This is a genomic window from Algibacter sp. 2305UL17-15 (assembly GCF_040720935.1).
In the GTDB taxonomy this organism is placed as follows: Bacteria; Bacteroidota; Bacteroidia; order Flavobacteriales; family Flavobacteriaceae; genus Jejuia.
On sequence record NZ_JBFDAE010000002.1, the window covers coordinates 227,483 to 242,936 of the forward strand.

Sequence of the window (15,454 nt, forward strand, 5' to 3'; positions counted from 1 at the left end):
TTAAATTGTTGGTTTTCCGGTTAGATAGCCTAATGACTCTAGAAAAATATCAGTTTCGCGTAATGTTTCTGTAAAGTATTGTCCTCTATAGAAAAAGGAATGTTCTTGCCCTTCATATAAAAACAAATCGCATCTACTACCAACGTCATGCATTCTTTTTTCATAGGCTTTTGAAGATGAAACGGGTGTTGTTTTATCTTTAGTTCCAAAAAACACAATAGTTGGTGGAGCACCTTTTGAAATATTATGTAACGGTGAAATTTCTAAATATCTCCCATTCATTCTTCTAAAACCATAGCCTGCTTTACTGTTGTCGTAAACGGGGTTAAATAGAACAAGTGCGTTTGGTTTTGAGGATATTGTTAAATCTTCATTGGTTTCTTCCAATCCTATAATATTACCGCAAGCTGCAGCTAAATGCCCTCCTGCTGAACCACCACCAGATGCAATTTTGTTTGGGTTTATATATAATACTTTAGCATATTTTCTAACATATCGAATGGCGGATTTGGCATCTTTTACCGCTTCAAAGGGTGTGGTGTTATGAGTATTTTTTAGGCGGTAATCTGCTGAAATAGCTATCATTCCTCTTGAGGCAAGATATTGAGATTGTCTCCTAAATGCTTTGTGACTGCCACCGTTCCAACCACCCCCATGAAAAAAAACGATACAGTTATAAGTTTTATCTGGATTGAATTCTTCTGGTTTATAGATATGAAGTTTAAGACTAATGGTATCTATTTTTTTGTATTCGATGGTCTCCGCCTTTATATGATTATAATTTTGAGACCATATAGACGAACTTAACATTAAAATTATAAGTAAGCCTAAGTAATGTGTTTTTTTATTATTAGATTTCATATACTTTAAAATTCAGATTTCCAGTCGTTTAAATCGTTCAATAAATTTTGTGTCAACTCTGGTTTTTCTTCAGAAAGATTATTCATTTCAGACGGGTCTTTTTCAATATTATATAACTCGGTTCTACCTTCTTTATACCAATTAATCAATTTGAAATTTCCTTTCCTTATAGCAGAAGATTTTGTGTCTCCGGTATTTACAGGTCTTGCATTATTAGAATGCCAAAATACAGTTCTATCATCCCATTGTTCTTCATTTTTTAATACAGGAAGAAAACTTTTTCCGTTGGTATTTAAAGATTTATTAGCAGCAATATCTAAAAGTGTTGGAAACACATCCATGAGCATTACCAATGATGCATTATCTTCTTTAGGTTGAAAATGATTAGCCCATTTCACAAATAGAGGTACTTTAATGCCACCATCATATAACCAACCTTTTCCTGCTCGGAGCGGGTAGTTAGAAGTTGCTAAATCACGTTGTTTTGTGCCATCGTTAGAAAGCCCTCCATGGTCTGAAGAAAATACAATAACGGTGTTGTCATCGATTTTTAAGTCTTTCAATAGCTGCATTAATTTCCCAATGTTTTCATCCATGGTTTCTACCATAGCGGCATATTTAGGATGGTCTTGACGCATTTTTGTTCGTCCAGTTCCTTCTAAAATGAATTCTGGCTGATTCCCAAAGTCAAAATTTTTGATGTCTTCCTTATTGCGTTTAATATCTTCGTCTTTTGCTTCTAAAGGTTGATGCACCGCATAAAATGAAAACATGGCCATAAAGGGTTTGCTCTTGTCTGTGTTTTTGATGTATTTAACCACATTGTCAGTCATCACATCCATTAAATAATCACCTTCTTTACTCACGTTATCTACATCTGGAATTGGCGATTTTTTTGATTTTCCATTACCGCGCTTGGCCACATTAAAAGGATATAAAAAACTAATTGGCGAACCTGCATGACCCGCAGCAAAACTAAAATCGTATCCAAAATCTTTTAAACTTTCTTTACTTCCTAAATGCCATTTTCCAAAATAAGCGGTTTGATACCCAGAAGCCTTTATGTTTTTTACAAAATTTTTATCATTTGGGATGCCTTCCATTTTAAAACCATCATCTGGCACATCTCCATTTTGAATAGGATAATTTCCTGTCATCATTGCATAACGAGATGGCACACACCGTGGATAATTAGCGTATGCATTATTAAAAACAACGGATTGTTTTGCTAGTGCGTCAATATTTGGTGTTTGATAGATTTGGCTTCCGTTCATACTTAAATCATGAAAACCTAAATCATCAACATGGATAATTAGAATGTTTGGTTTTGTAGCTTCTGAATCAATTTGTTTTTCTGAAGAAATAGGTTTCGTTTTACAGCCGAAAACGAATACTAAAAGTATCATACCAAAAATTAATTTCGAAATCCTCATGATTTTTTAGTGCTTTGTCTCAATGGCCTTTTTAATGACGTTATAAGCTGGAGTAGGCTTAAAATCTGAATTATAAATGGATTGGAAATCTCCCATGCCTTCTTTGTGCCGTTCTCCGAGATCCCAAAGGTTAAGTGTGACTTCTCCGTTTTTACTTTTTGCCAATAAAACATCAACTATACTTTGATATACTCTTTTTTGAATATCGCGCTCTGTTTCTAATTTTGAGACGTCCTTCACTAAATAATCCAACTCAGTAACATGAAAACCAAGATTATTGTCATGCGCCCAATCTATTAAATCAGAAAGTTTTTTCATGGTGGCATCGGTATTATCTACAAAGTCTTTTCGTTTTGCTCCTAGTAATAAATGTGCTTGCCAACCAATACCATCAACCCGATATCCTTTTGATCTTAAATAGAGTACAGTTTTCTTTAGTTTGTCCCAAATAGCATCCTCCATACCTGCATTTTGATTATAAACTAATTTTAAATTTGGAGCATGCTTTGTAGCTATCTCGAAAGCCTTTAAAATATAAAGTGGAACTCCAATTTCATCCAATCCTATATTTAACCAGGGGTTCTCCCATTGGTCAACGCCTTCTTTTGACCCAAACCAATCGCCATTGGCTAATATGGTTTCATTGACAACATCCATCCATTTTACAGATGGTTCATTGTTAAATCGCATAGCAAAAGCTGTAGTAAATTCTACTAACATGGTTTCTAATTCTTCTGGAGTTCGATTGTCTGATTTTACCCATTTAGAGGCTTGCGGACTTATAGGGCCGTGCAGTCTAACAACAAGTTTGTTCTTATTTGCGAAATCTATGAAATCATTTATTTTATTCCAATTCCATACTTTGGGTTTAGGATGAATCGCACTTTGTTTCGCAGCATTTGCTGGGGTTAGGTATTTAAAATCTTTTAAAAAGAGTTTTTCTTTTTTGGTATTTAATTCATTATGATTTAATGTTGCTCCAACAAGTAATTTGTTGTTGTTTGCTTTTTCTTTTGAAGAGTTTTGTGCTGCAAGACTTGTAGCTTCCTTTTGTTGGGCACAGGAAGATATAAAACACAATAAAAATAGGATGTATATATTTTTCATTGGTGCTTTTTATTGATTTTTAATCTTCCCCTTTTTATCTCCTTTTGGTTTTTTGCCAACGTCTAAACGCTCTGGCACTAGCATCTCTTTTTTCCAATTTTTTAATAACTGAAGCATTTGGGCCGTTTTAGCAGATTCTTTTTCGGCAAGATTGTGTTCTTCGGAAATGTCTTTTTTAAGATTGTAGAGCTCAACGTTTTTTGTTTCCAGAAACTGAATCAGTTTATAGTCTCCTGAACGAACAGCTATCGCTTTACTATCTCCTGTACTGTGTGGTCGTGCTTTTCTGGACATCCAGTAAACAGTTCTGTCTTTCCAATTGTCTTTTCCTTTTAATACTGAAGCGTAGCTTTGTCCATCTAAGCCATCAACTTTTTTGTCAATTGCTAAATCTAAAAGGGTAGGGAAGATGTCCATTCCTAAAACGATAGATTTTTCGTCTTTTTTAGGTTTTAACTCTTTAGGCCATTTTATAAATAAAGGTACACGAATGCCGCCTTCATATAAATGGCCTTTTCCTGCTTTAAGGGGGAGGTTAGTGGTTGCTAAATGACGCTCGCCTTTATGGCCATCATTAGATAATCCACCATGATCTGACGAAAACACGATGATGGTATTTTTAGCAATACCCATATCTTTTAAAGTTTGCAGTAAACGGCCAACGTTTTCATCTATATTCTCCACCATACCGGCATAATCTGGATCGTCCTGACGCATTTTTCGTCTGCCCTCACCTTCTTTGATGTATTCAGGCGTGTCTCCAAAATCGATGGTTTTTAATTGTTTTTTATTCCGAAGTTTATCTTCTTCTTTAGCTTCCAAAGGTGTGTGTACCGAATAGTAAGCCAATACTGCTAAAAACGGTTTGTTTTTTGGATTGTTTTCAATGAACTTTATGGCTTCCGAAGTCAGCATATCACTAATATAATCGCCTACTTTTCCATCTTCTTTTACATTTGGGACATCATATTTTGCAGGTTTTCCGTTTTTTTTGGTGTTAAACGGATAGAACCGAGAGCCGACACTACCAGCTTCACCTGCTGCATAAATATGACTAAACCCAAATTTATCTGGATTGCTCTTTCCTTTTCCTAAGTGCCATTTACCAACATAAGAGGTGTTATAACCAGCATTTACAAATTGCTTAATCATGTTTTTGTCTTCTGGAATCGCGCCTAAATTACCTTTGTTTTCATTTACGGGATACATTCCTGTAATCATCCCATAACGAGATGGTGTACAACGTGGATAACTACTGTAAGCGTTTGAGAAAGAGACCGATTCTTTTGATAAATTGTCAATGTTTGGAGTATCGTATAATTGTGAACCTGTAATACTTAAATCGTGGTAGCCCAAATCATCGGTATGGATGATTAAAATATTCGGCTTGTCTTGTGCAAAAACTGAGACAGACAACATAAAAATAAAAAGAAGACTATATTTTTTCATCTGTATTTTATATTTAAGATTAATAATGTCAAAAAAGTGATACTTAAGAAGCACCACTTTTTTTCAGGTTGGCTACTCAAAATTACTTAGTTAAGTGGTTTTTTAAGGTGCTTTTTAATTCTGAAACCACGGCATTATAAGCAGGGTCTTTCACCAAATTTCTGGTTTCCAAAGGATCTTTATCATAATCGTATAATTCTCTAGCGATAATATTACTCTCATTATAAGCTTTGAAACTTCTATAGTCGTTATCGTGCCATTCGGTATAGCGGTATCGGTCTGTTCTTACTGCATACCCCATACGTTTCCCTCTTTTGTATTGATGATAGGCATAATCCATATCTATGGAAGTTGACGTGTCGTTGTCTAAAAGTGGCACTAATGATTTTCCATCGGTTTGAGGACTTTGAGCAACATTTGCCAAGTCAAAAACGGTTGGAAATAAATCTACCAAATTTACAGGATGATGTGATTTTTGATTTGCTTTTACACCAGGTCCAGCAAACATAAACGGAATACGGGTTGCTTGTTCGAAGTTTGAATGTTTGCACCATTCGGTATGATCGCCTAAATGCCAACCGTGATCTCCCCACAGTACAATAACGGTATCATCAAGGATATTTCTTTTTTCCAATTCGTCAAACAACTTTCCTAATTGTGCATCGATATACGAGATACACGCCATATAACCATGAATCAACTCACGTTGTTTCGCCTCGGGTAATTTGTCGCCAATACCCAGTTTGTTATCAATATCACTAAATGCTCTCAGTTCTCCAAAAGAGTGGTATGCAAATTTTGGTGTGCCTTCTGCCAATTCTTGAAATTCTGCTAATTTAATTTTAGACCTATCATATAAATCCCAATATTTTTTGGGCGCCACAAAAGGTAAATGTGGTTTTTGATAGCCCACACCTAAAAACCATGGTTTCCCAGAATTTTCCAAATCTGCCAATTGTTTTAATGCAGTTTGTGTGTATAAGCCATCTTGATAAGACTCATCGCTAACATCGGCACTTTCTGTACTTGGTTTTAAACGTTTGAAAACATAGCCACGCATTTTTCCGCCTTTAATACCTTTTGCTTCGCCTTCGGCAATCAAGGCATTCATCTTCTTCTTGGTTTCTGGGTTTTGATAATATTCGAAAGCAGCATCTCCGTATTTCGGGTCGTAATTTTTTGGTAATTCATGTGGGATACTCCAGCTTTTTCCATCATGTCCTGGAGCAGAACTTCCTTTGTGATAAATTTTACCAACAGCAGTAGTTTCGTAACCTTGGGAAATTAAATATTCCGGCATAGAAACTAAATCTGGAGCAGACTCTCTAAAATCGGTATGTAAATCCCAAACTTTGGTTTTGTCAGGATTAGCACCGGTCATGACGCTTGCTCTTGACGGCCCACAAACCGCGTATTGTACGTGTGCGTTTGTAAAGGTCATCCCCATTTTTGCTAAACGATCAAAGTTAGGCGTAATCACTTGAGATGCACCATAATTTGAAAGTAGCGGTTTTAAATCGTCTATAGCCAGAAAAAGTATGTTCTTCTTAGTCCCATTGGAAACTGAAGTGGCACCTTTGTTATCTTCAGAAGGGTTTATATTTGTACTTTTTTGAGCATTACAAGCTATTACTAGTGAAACTGCAATTACAAATGCTATTTTATATAAGTTCTTCATTGTTATTTGTTTGTTAGGACGTCTTGTACGGAAGTTTCATCATCTTTACGGTCTATTATAGAACCAAAATCGGTATCGGTAATAGCTCTAAATTCTGTTAAAGATTTGTCATTTTCGTAGGTCGCCATTAAGTCTTTTAATTGTGATTTTAAAGCGACTACCACGTTGGCATATTCTGGATCGTTTATCACATTATTCATTTGCTGTGGGTCTTTTTCTAAATCGTACAATTCCCAAACATCAATATTATAGTAGAAATGTGCTAATGTATATTTTTGTGTTCTTATGCCATAATGTGGTTGTACATGGTGCCAATATGGAAATTCGTAATAATGATAATACATCGCTTGTTCCCAGTCTTTTGGTGTAGTTCCAGATAACATGGATTTAAAACTTTTACCTTGCATTTGCTGCGTGGTTTTAATGTTTGCTAAATCTAAGAGTGTTGGTGCAAAATCGATATTTGTGATGATATCTTCATTAACAGATCCTGCTTTTACCAGTTTAGGATATTTTACCATAAATGGCATTCTAATTGATTCTTCGTAAATAAATCGTTTATCGAAAAACCCATGATCTCCTAAATAAAATCCTTGATCGGAGGTTAAAACAATGACCGTATTTTCAGCTAAACCATTATCATCTAAATATTTAAGGACACGACCTATATTGTCATCAACTGATTTTACACATGCCAAATAATCTTTAATGTAAGTTTGGTACCTCCATTTGCGACCTTCTTCGGCACTCATGCCTTCGGGTTGTACAACTTCCCCTTTTTTGGCGCCGTAAAATGCCCATTTTATTTTTTCTTTCCCTTTTAAATCGGCAGGTTCTTCAAATTTCATATCTCTTCGGGAGAAATACTCCATGGTCATTTCTGTATCGCCTGCGGTTAGCTCACGCCCTTTATAATCATCATTGAACGTTGAAGGATAGGGCATTTCGATATCTTCCCACAGTTGTTCGTATTTGGTGTCTGGTTGCCATGGCCTGTGTGGTGCTTTATATTGCAACACCATCATAAATGGTTCGTCCTGTTTTCTACCATCCTGTAACCAATTCATTGCAAAGTCGGTACTCAAGTTTGTAGAATACCCCTCAACTTTAGTATCCTGCCCATTCATGTTGTAAACAGGATCCCAGTAATGGCCTTGTTGTCCTGCAGAATTATGATATTTAAACACATCAAAACCTTGAGGTTCTGTACCTAAATGCCATTTTCCAAACAAAGAGGTTTGATAGCCATTTTTTTGAAATTCCTGTGGGAATGTCCATTTTGATTCGTCAAATTTCCCGCCACTTTCATTTTTATAATACCCATTAAGATTGCTATAATTTCCAGTTAGAATGGCAGCACGACTAGGGCCACAAATAGCATTTGTACACAATACGTCTTGAAACAACATACCTTCTGAAGCTATTCTATCTATATTTGGAGTAGGCGCGATGTCTTTATAAATACCACCGTAGGCACTAATTGCTTGCGTGGTTAAGTCATCTGCCATGATGTAAATAATATTTGGTCTTGCGGTTTCGGAAGCAGACGCACTATTTAAGGCTTGGTCTTTTTTTGTTTCCTTACAGGAAAATAATACCAATGCACAGACTGCAATTATGTTGAATATTTTTAGCATGTTATCTATTTTTATCTAATGTAATCTTTTCTTTTACCGAGATTATTATTTTCTTTAAATCTTTGTCAGAAGAAGAGTTGCCAATCATAATCGTAAATGTTCCTGGTTCTACAACAAAATTATAGTCGGCATCATACATGGCTAAACTTTCAGCAGTAATAGGAATGGTTACTTGTTTCGTTTCACCAGCTTTAACTGCCACACGTTTATAGCCTTTTAATTCTTTCACAGGTCTTGTATATGAACTGATATCGTCTCTAATGTATAATTGAACGACTTCTTCACCATCCATTTTTCCTTTGTTGGATACTTGCACCGTAACTTCAATAATATCATCAATACCTGCAAAATCGGCTTTTGAAACTTTGGGTGCCGATAGTTGAAATTTTGAATAACTCAATCCGAAGCCAAAAGGATGTAATGGCACTTTCTTTTCAGTATTGTATTTATGAATATAAGCAGTTGGTTTGTGGTTATATACCATTTGTAATTGACCAACGCTACGCGGAATAGTTAAAGGCAGTTTCCCTGAAGGATTTATTTTTCCAAAGAGAATTTCAGCAGTAGCTTGTCCCGCAAACGCACCACTTTCCCAAGTGTTTAAAACTGCTGCGGCTCTTTGCTCTAACCAAGGTTCTGCAATTGGGCTTCCGCTGACATAGACCACAATGACTGGTTTTTTCAATTCGAACATTTTATCTGCCAACTTCATTTGATTTCCAGATAATTTTAAGGTAGCTCTATCAATATTTTCACCTGTAGTTTTACGTCCCCAATCATGACGAAAAGAGTTTTCACCTAAAACCAACACAATTATATCTGCAGTCTCAGCTTGTTGCGAAGCCTTATTGATATTTTCTGGTGTAATTTCTTTTGAACGATCTCCAGAATCGAAATAATTAATGTTATAACCATTCGTTTCTGCAATTTCCGAAATACCTTCAACCATAGTCACCACATTTTCTTCAGGTTGCGGCGATACCCAATCTCCTAAAGTAGTTTGGTTGTTTGCATTTGGACCTGTAATAAAGATAGTTTTTCCGTTTCCTTTTTCAGCTAAAGGTAACGCATTGTTTTTATTTTTTTGAAGTACAATTGCTCTTCTAGCTTGTTCTAAAGCATTGTCTTGATGAGCTTCGGTAAAGTTAACTTCTTTTGATTTTTCAATATCAACAAACGGATTTTCAAAAAGCCCTAATTTGAATTTTACTTCCAATAATTCCCGGCAGGCATAATTAACGCGGGCTTCATCGACTTTACCTTCATTCACCAATTCAATTAAATGTTTATCGAAAACTGGTCCATGCATGTTCATATCCATTCCGGCATTTACCGAAAATTCTATGGATTGTTTAAAGTCTTTTGCAACGTGATGCCACAAAGCAATTCTTGAAACATCGTTCCAATCACTCACATAAAACCCGTCAAATCCCCAACGGTTCCGCATTAAATCGTTCATCATAAATTTATCCATATGTCCGGGCATTCCTGCAACTTCGTTATGGGCAGCCATGATAGAAAACACATTAGCTTCCTGAACAGCACGACGGTATGGCGGTAAGAATATTTCAAATAAAGTACGTTTAGACACATCGGTTGGCGATGCGTTTAATCCGTTTATAGATGAACTCCCAGCAATAAGATGTTTTGCACATGCAATGACGCTTTCATTTCCAGAGAAATCATCAGACTGTAAACCGTTAATGCTTGCAATGCCCATATTTCCAACGAGATAAGGGTCTTCGCCATAAGTTTCTCCGGTGCGTCCCCAACGCGGATCACGCAACACATCTATATTTGGTGTGAACGACCAATGCATGCCGTTGGCTCTCATTTCAAGCGCAGTTTGACGGCTACCTTCTTTTATCAAATCATCGGCAAAGGTTGCTGCTTGCGAAATAGGAGAGGGGTAAATGGTAGAACCACTTACCAATCCGTTGCCATGTATGGCATCAATACCAATTAACAATGGGATTTTAAGAGGCGATTTTTGAGCTAATTCCTGTAAATAGTTGGCTTCTTCTGGTGTTACCACATGAAGAAATGAACCAATTTTACCGGCTTCTGCTAAACGACCAACACTATCACTAAGAACACCGGGATAGAATCCCAAAGCATCATTTTTATCCAGTTCTTCTTGGGTAATGTTTTTTTCAGCATGTTTCATATGCTCTAAACCAACATATTGGCACATTTGATAGACTTTATCTTCCAGCGTCATGCGAGACATTAAATCTTCAATTCTATCTTCAACTTTAGCGGTTGCGTCTAAATATCTTGGGTTAGCATCATCTTTCATATTTTTTTTGTCTGAACAGGACAAGACCATTAAAATGATACAAGTTATTGAGAGCTTATTAATGTTACTTTTTATCATTTGGTTTTAAACTTATTCGTTAATTAAATTGTTTCCCGATAATTCAGCAGAAGGTATTGGTAATGTCATTTCAGTTTCAACGTCTTCAAAAATAAAATCTTTATCATTTTCAGATTTATAGAATGTTACTGCTGCATTATGATGATTTATTTGTTCTTGAAAACGGTTTAATCCTCGACGTCTCATATCAAACCATTCATGGCCTTCTCCATTTAATTCATACTCACGTTCTTTCATAATACGCTCCCGAAATGCGTCTTTTGTAGCAACAGTTGTCGCATCCCAATCTGATGGTTCTTGTGTTGTACCAGAAGTTGTTGTTCTTGCTCTTTTTAATACATGATTCACAAAAGCATAAGCACTTGAAGGCCCGCTAATTTCATTTTCAACCTCTGCTCGCATTAATAAAATATCCGCATAACGCATTAGAATCAGGTTATTAATGGTATTTGTACCGTTATAAGTTAAATCTCTATATTTTTTTAAATGTGCATACGCATTGTTTCCTTTATTAAGTCTAGGAAATACGTTTTGATTTTTAGTATTACTTGTTTTTGTATAGGAATTGAAAATATATGTTTCGTCAATTCTTGGGTCAGCAACATTAGGATCTAAATCAATAACATCTTTACCTTTTCCGGCAGAGATAAACGCTACATCAGAATAATCATCTCCAGAATACTGAATAATATGATCATTAAACATTTCTTTATTTGGTCTTATTCTACCAAATGAATTTGTGTTTTCAGCTATAATTGGATGTCCTGAAGGCACCACATCACGAATAATATCATTATCTCTTGATGCGCCTGTAGCACCATACTGAAGTTCGAAAATGGATTCTGAAGTATTTCTGCTTCCAATACCTTCTTCCCATAAATCTCCAAAAGTGGTCGTAAGTTCATAACCGCCATTATTGATAACTTCATCTAATTCACCTTTCGCTTCTTCCCAAAAATTGGTAATCTCAGTTGCTGTAATTTCAGATTCGGTTACACTATTAAAGCCTTCTGGTTGTTCCGAAGCATCGTTAGACCCTGCTAGTGTTATGTAAACTTTGGCTAAATATGCATTAGCTGCAAATTTAATTGGACGTCCAGCAATATATTCTCCTCTATTAGGTAATAAGTCTGTGGCTTTTTTTAAATCAGAAATAACTAGATTGTAGATATCTTCTTTACTGCTTTTTGCAATATTAATATCGGCTAATGTTGCAGGTTTAGTTCTCAGAGGAACTTCACCAAACATACGGGCTAAATCAAAATAGACTACAGCCCTTAAAAAATAGGCTTGACCTAAACTGGTATCTTTATTAGTTAAACCTGTGTTTTCAACATTAAGAATTACAGTATTTATTTGATTTATAGTTTGATAGATGCCGCGCCATAATCTATCTAAATTAAGATTATTATTTGTAACGCTTAATTGGTTGGCATCAGCATTTGCGTTTTGTTTAGATTGGTATTTACCGGAATGTGGCCAAAGTAATAGTCTCAGTCTTGCGCCGTAGTAGTCATACCCTTGTAATTGGGAGTACATACCGTTTACTGCTTTTTCTGTCCCTTCTTCATCGCTAAAAAGTTGATCTGCGGATAAATCATTTTCTGGAATATCTTCTAATTGTTTCTCACAATTAAAGAAGCACATAACCAATATGGAGAAAATTAGAAAGCTGGTTCTTGTATTTTTCATGTGTTTAATTTTAATATTATAAGTGCTAAATTCTGTTTTTTCTTTTAAACTTGTACTAAAAAGTTATGTTTAGTCCAAATGCATATGTTCTTTGGTTTGGAAAAGAACCCCAATCTACTCCTGATCTTAATGGGTCATAAGCAAAACTGCTCACTTCAGGGTCAAAACCGGTATAGTCTGTAAGTAGCCATAAATTTTGTCCGGAAAGTGTGAATTTCAAGCTGTCAATAAGGTTACTTTTTAAGGGTACGTTGTAGCCTAGAGTGACATAGCTCAATCTTAAAAAGCTTCCGCTTTCCACCGCTCTATCATTAAACTCTGAAGTATAACCTGTACCATTAACACCAACAAACGGGTATTTTCCATTTGGATTTAAAACCGCATTAAAAGCATCATAATAAGCTTCAGAGCGTACATTCCTAGGCGTTGTATTGGCATATGCATTTTCTAAACTATTACCGTTAGCAAGATCATTACCATACACACCATTAAATAATACGCTTAACGACAGATTTTTATATTCAAAAGATGATCCGAAACCAAACGTATAATCCGGATTTGGATTTCCAATAATGGTTTTATCATTTTCATCAATATTTCCATCATTGTTCTTATCAACAAACTGGACATCGCCAACCTGTAAATCTTGTCCTTTAAAAGTTAATGGGTCTCCAGTAGGGGTATCTATTAATGCAGTATTTGTTCTAATGATTCCATTGGTTTCATAACCATAAAACAAGGCGGCTTCTTCTCCTTCAATAAAAATATTTGCCGGTTGTTTGAAAGTCGTACCTCCAGCAATTTGAGTACCTTCAAAAGCGACGATATTTCCAAGAGCACCAAATGGTTTAGCATCTAAACCTAAACTTGTTATTTTATTTCTATTAAAAGAAATATTGGCAAAAACATTCCAATTGGTGTTTTTATTTCTAATAACATCTGCATTTAAACTAATTTCTAAACCTCTATTTTCAATACCACCCTGATTAGCAGTTAAAGCGTTAAAACCTGTGCTTGGTCCCAAAGGAACACTTAATAATAAATCAGAACTTTTTTTCTCATATACATCTACTGTTCCATTAATTCTATCATCAAAAAAACCAAAATCAACACCAAGGTTATATTGTTTTGATGTTTCCCATTTTAATTCTTCATTGGCAAGGTTTTGAGGTATTATAGGAATAAGCGTGCCATTACCTTCTGAGTCTGCTAAGCTATTCTCTGTTCTATTGAATATCGAAAGGAATCTATAAGATGCTATATTTTGATTGCCTACTTCACCGTAACCTGTTCTTAACTTTAAATTAGAAATTGTTTTTTGATCCTTTAAAAAAGGCTCCTCCATAACTTTCCAAGCAAAGGAAAATGCTGGAAAATAACCCCATTGATTCCCTTTTGGAAATCTGCTACTACCATCTGCTCTAAAAGTTCCTGTAAATAAATATTTATCTGCTAGTGTATAGTTAGCACGCCCAATAAATGATAATATGGTTGGAGATTCGCTCCCTAAAATTTTTGCATTTTGGTTACGACCTGTATTGATGCCATCCGCTCGTAAAGATAAATCTGGAAAATCACTTGCAGAGAAACGTGATGTTTCAATGTGCGTTTTATCTATTAAAAATCCAGCTGTAGCATTAATACGATGGTTTTTATTAAATCGCTTATTATACAATATGGTGTTGTCAATATTGTATCTAAACCTGTCTAGCGTACTTACTCCTGCAATTCCATTAGGATCTCTACCTTTTCTTAAACCCGTACCAAAGAAAAATTTACGTTCTTTTGTTCTGTAATCACCACCAAAAAGTAATCTGTACTTTAAAGTTTTTGATATTCTATATTGCATATCAACAGATGCCAATAAACGTGTTTCTGTGGCATCATCATCATACTCTTGAGTCCAAGCTCTTGGGCCATCCAGTATTTCATCTACATCTTCAGCATCGTTGTTATTATCGGTAAAATTCAAAATTGGAGCTGCTAATATGACTTGTCGTACCATACTATTATTTGCGCCACCAGTCTCATCAGTCCCTTTTGAGGCCTGTAATTCTGTGAAGGTTGCTGCTGCTTTTGCTTTTATGCTAAATTTATCATTGAATTTATGTTTTATATTAGCGTTAACATCAAATGCTTCTGCTAATGCATTTGGAAATGTACCTTGGTTTCTTGTCATTCCACCAGAAACGTAATAATTCGTTTTGTCTCCAGCACCGCTAACTGATAATCGATTTCTAACAACATAGGCTTTTTTATACGTATCGTCTGCCCAGTTAATTCCCTCTACCACTATTGGATCGTCTCCTGTTGTAGATATTACTCCATTTGGAGCAATTGAATATGGTAATTCTTGGCCTATTGCTAGTTTAGCATCGTTTTGATAGTTCGCAAACCCTTCTATATCTAATACCTCTATATTTCTTACCACATGGCCTATTGATGTTGTAGTTGTGAAATTAAACTTTGCAGTTCCTTTTTTACCCTTTTTAGTTGTAATGATTACAACTCCATTTGCTGCACGAGACCCGTAAATGGCAGTAGCAGAGGCGTCTTTTAAAATCTCTATACTTTGAATATCTTGCGGGTTTACACCTGTTAAACCAGCTTGCTGAGAGCTATAGCCTCCCAATGGGTCTTGTGTGTCTTCTGTGGCTGAATCTATTATAATACCATCAACTACGTATAGTGGCTCAGAATTGTTAGTTAAACTACTTAAACCTCTAATCCTAACAGAAATGGATGCGCCGGGTTCTGCACCATTATTTACAACTTGAACTCCCGCCGATCTTCCTCTAATAACATCTTCAATACCCCTAGATTGTTCTGCAATTGCTTCTGTTGGTTTTATTGACGTAATTGCTCCTGTTAAATCTTTCTTTTTAACCTCCCCATATCCAATAACAACAACTTCATCTAAGCTCTCTTGGTCGCCTTCTAAAACTATGGTTATGTTTTTTTGATTTGTAATTAGTACTTCTTTAGTAACATAGCCCAAATAACTGATAAGTAACGTACTTGGTGTAGATTTTAAATCTATGCTAAAATTACCATCAAAATTTGTTACCGCTCCAGTAGTAGTGCCTTTAACCAATATAGAAGCACCAGGAAGAGGTAGTTGGTTGTCGTCGGTAACAGCTCCTTTTATGGTATGTTGTGCCAAAAGGGTAAATGGCAGCATAAAAAGAATGAGGCAAAAATATTTTTTCATAATAGTTTG

Annotated in this window: 9 protein-coding genes; all 9 read right to left on the reverse strand. The window is 35.6% G+C overall.

The features are described 5' to 3' along the window. A complete protein-coding gene (locus ABXQ82_RS02905; RefSeq protein WP_367054576.1) occupies window positions 1–861 on the reverse strand; it encodes an alpha/beta hydrolase fold domain-containing protein in 861 nt (286 codons plus the stop codon). Window positions 862–866: 5 nt separating this feature from the next. Continuing rightward, on the reverse strand, window positions 867–2,294 hold the full coding sequence (locus tag ABXQ82_RS02910) for a sulfatase (RefSeq protein ID WP_367054579.1): 1,428 nt from the start codon (window positions 2,292–2,294) through the stop codon (window positions 867–869). A 6-nt stretch (window positions 2,295–2,300) separates the two neighbouring features. Further along, entirely contained in the window at window positions 2,301–3,401 is a 1,101-nt protein-coding gene (locus ABXQ82_RS02915; protein ID WP_367054581.1) for an endo-1,4-beta-xylanase, read from the reverse strand. A 9-nt stretch (window positions 3,402–3,410) separates the two neighbouring features. Continuing rightward, window positions 3,411–4,850 (reverse strand): sulfatase, encoded by a 1,440-nt coding sequence (locus ABXQ82_RS02920; protein WP_367054584.1) that lies wholly within the window; start codon window positions 4,848–4,850, stop codon window positions 3,411–3,413. An 82-nt stretch (window positions 4,851–4,932) separates the two neighbouring features. Next, the gene (locus ABXQ82_RS02925; protein ID WP_367054586.1) at window positions 4,933–6,528 is read right to left on the reverse strand and encodes a sulfatase; all 1,596 of its coding nucleotides are present in this window, start codon (window positions 6,526–6,528) and stop codon (window positions 4,933–4,935) included. A gap of 2 nt (window positions 6,529–6,530) precedes the next feature. Next, window positions 6,531–8,165, reverse strand: coding sequence for a sulfatase (locus ABXQ82_RS02930; RefSeq protein ID WP_367054589.1), 1,635 nt, complete (start codon window positions 8,163–8,165; stop codon window positions 6,531–6,533). 1 nt (window position 8,166) lies between these two features. Next, window positions 8,167–10,464 (reverse strand): glycoside hydrolase family 3 N-terminal domain-containing protein, encoded by a 2,298-nt coding sequence (locus tag ABXQ82_RS02935; protein WP_367054591.1) that lies wholly within the window; start codon window positions 10,462–10,464, stop codon window positions 8,167–8,169. Between the two features lie 90 nt (window positions 10,465–10,554). Next, window positions 10,555–12,234: a RagB/SusD family nutrient uptake outer membrane protein gene (locus ABXQ82_RS02940; RefSeq protein ID WP_367054594.1), complete on the reverse strand. Its 1,680-nt coding sequence runs from the start codon at window positions 12,232–12,234 to the stop codon at window positions 10,555–10,557. 55 nt (window positions 12,235–12,289) lie between these two features. Next, window positions 12,290–15,445 carry a TonB-dependent receptor gene (locus ABXQ82_RS02945; protein ID WP_367054596.1) on the reverse strand — a complete coding sequence of 1,052 codons (3,156 nt, stop codon included), beginning with the start codon at window positions 15,443–15,445 and terminating at the stop codon, window positions 12,290–12,292. Between the last annotated feature and the right edge of the window lie 9 nt (window positions 15,446–15,454).

Coding starts and splice junctions, on each gene's coding strand:
- ABXQ82_RS02945 (WP_367054596.1), bottom strand. CDS start 15,445: ATGAAAAAATATTTTTGCCTCATTCTTTTTATGCTGCCATTTACCCTT.
- ABXQ82_RS02920 (WP_367054584.1), bottom strand. CDS start 4,850: ATGAAAAAATATAGTCTTCTTTTTATTTTTATGTTGTCTGTCTCAGTT.
- ABXQ82_RS02935 (WP_367054591.1), bottom strand. CDS start 10,464: ATGAAAGATGATGCTAACCCAAGATATTTAGACGCAACCGCTAAAGTT.
- ABXQ82_RS02905 (WP_367054576.1), bottom strand. CDS start 861: ATGAAATCTAATAATAAAAAAACACATTACTTAGGCTTACTTATAATT.
- ABXQ82_RS02925 (WP_367054586.1), bottom strand. CDS start 6,528: ATGAAGAACTTATATAAAATAGCATTTGTAATTGCAGTTTCACTAGTA.
- ABXQ82_RS02940 (WP_367054594.1), bottom strand. CDS start 12,234: ATGAAAAATACAAGAACCAGCTTTCTAATTTTCTCCATATTGGTTATG.
- ABXQ82_RS02915 (WP_367054581.1), bottom strand. CDS start 3,401: ATGAAAAATATATACATCCTATTTTTATTGTGTTTTATATCTTCCTGT.
- ABXQ82_RS02910 (WP_367054579.1), bottom strand. CDS start 2,294: ATGAGGATTTCGAAATTAATTTTTGGTATGATACTTTTAGTATTCGTT.
- ABXQ82_RS02930 (WP_367054589.1), bottom strand. CDS start 8,165: ATGCTAAAAATATTCAACATAATTGCAGTCTGTGCATTGGTATTATTT.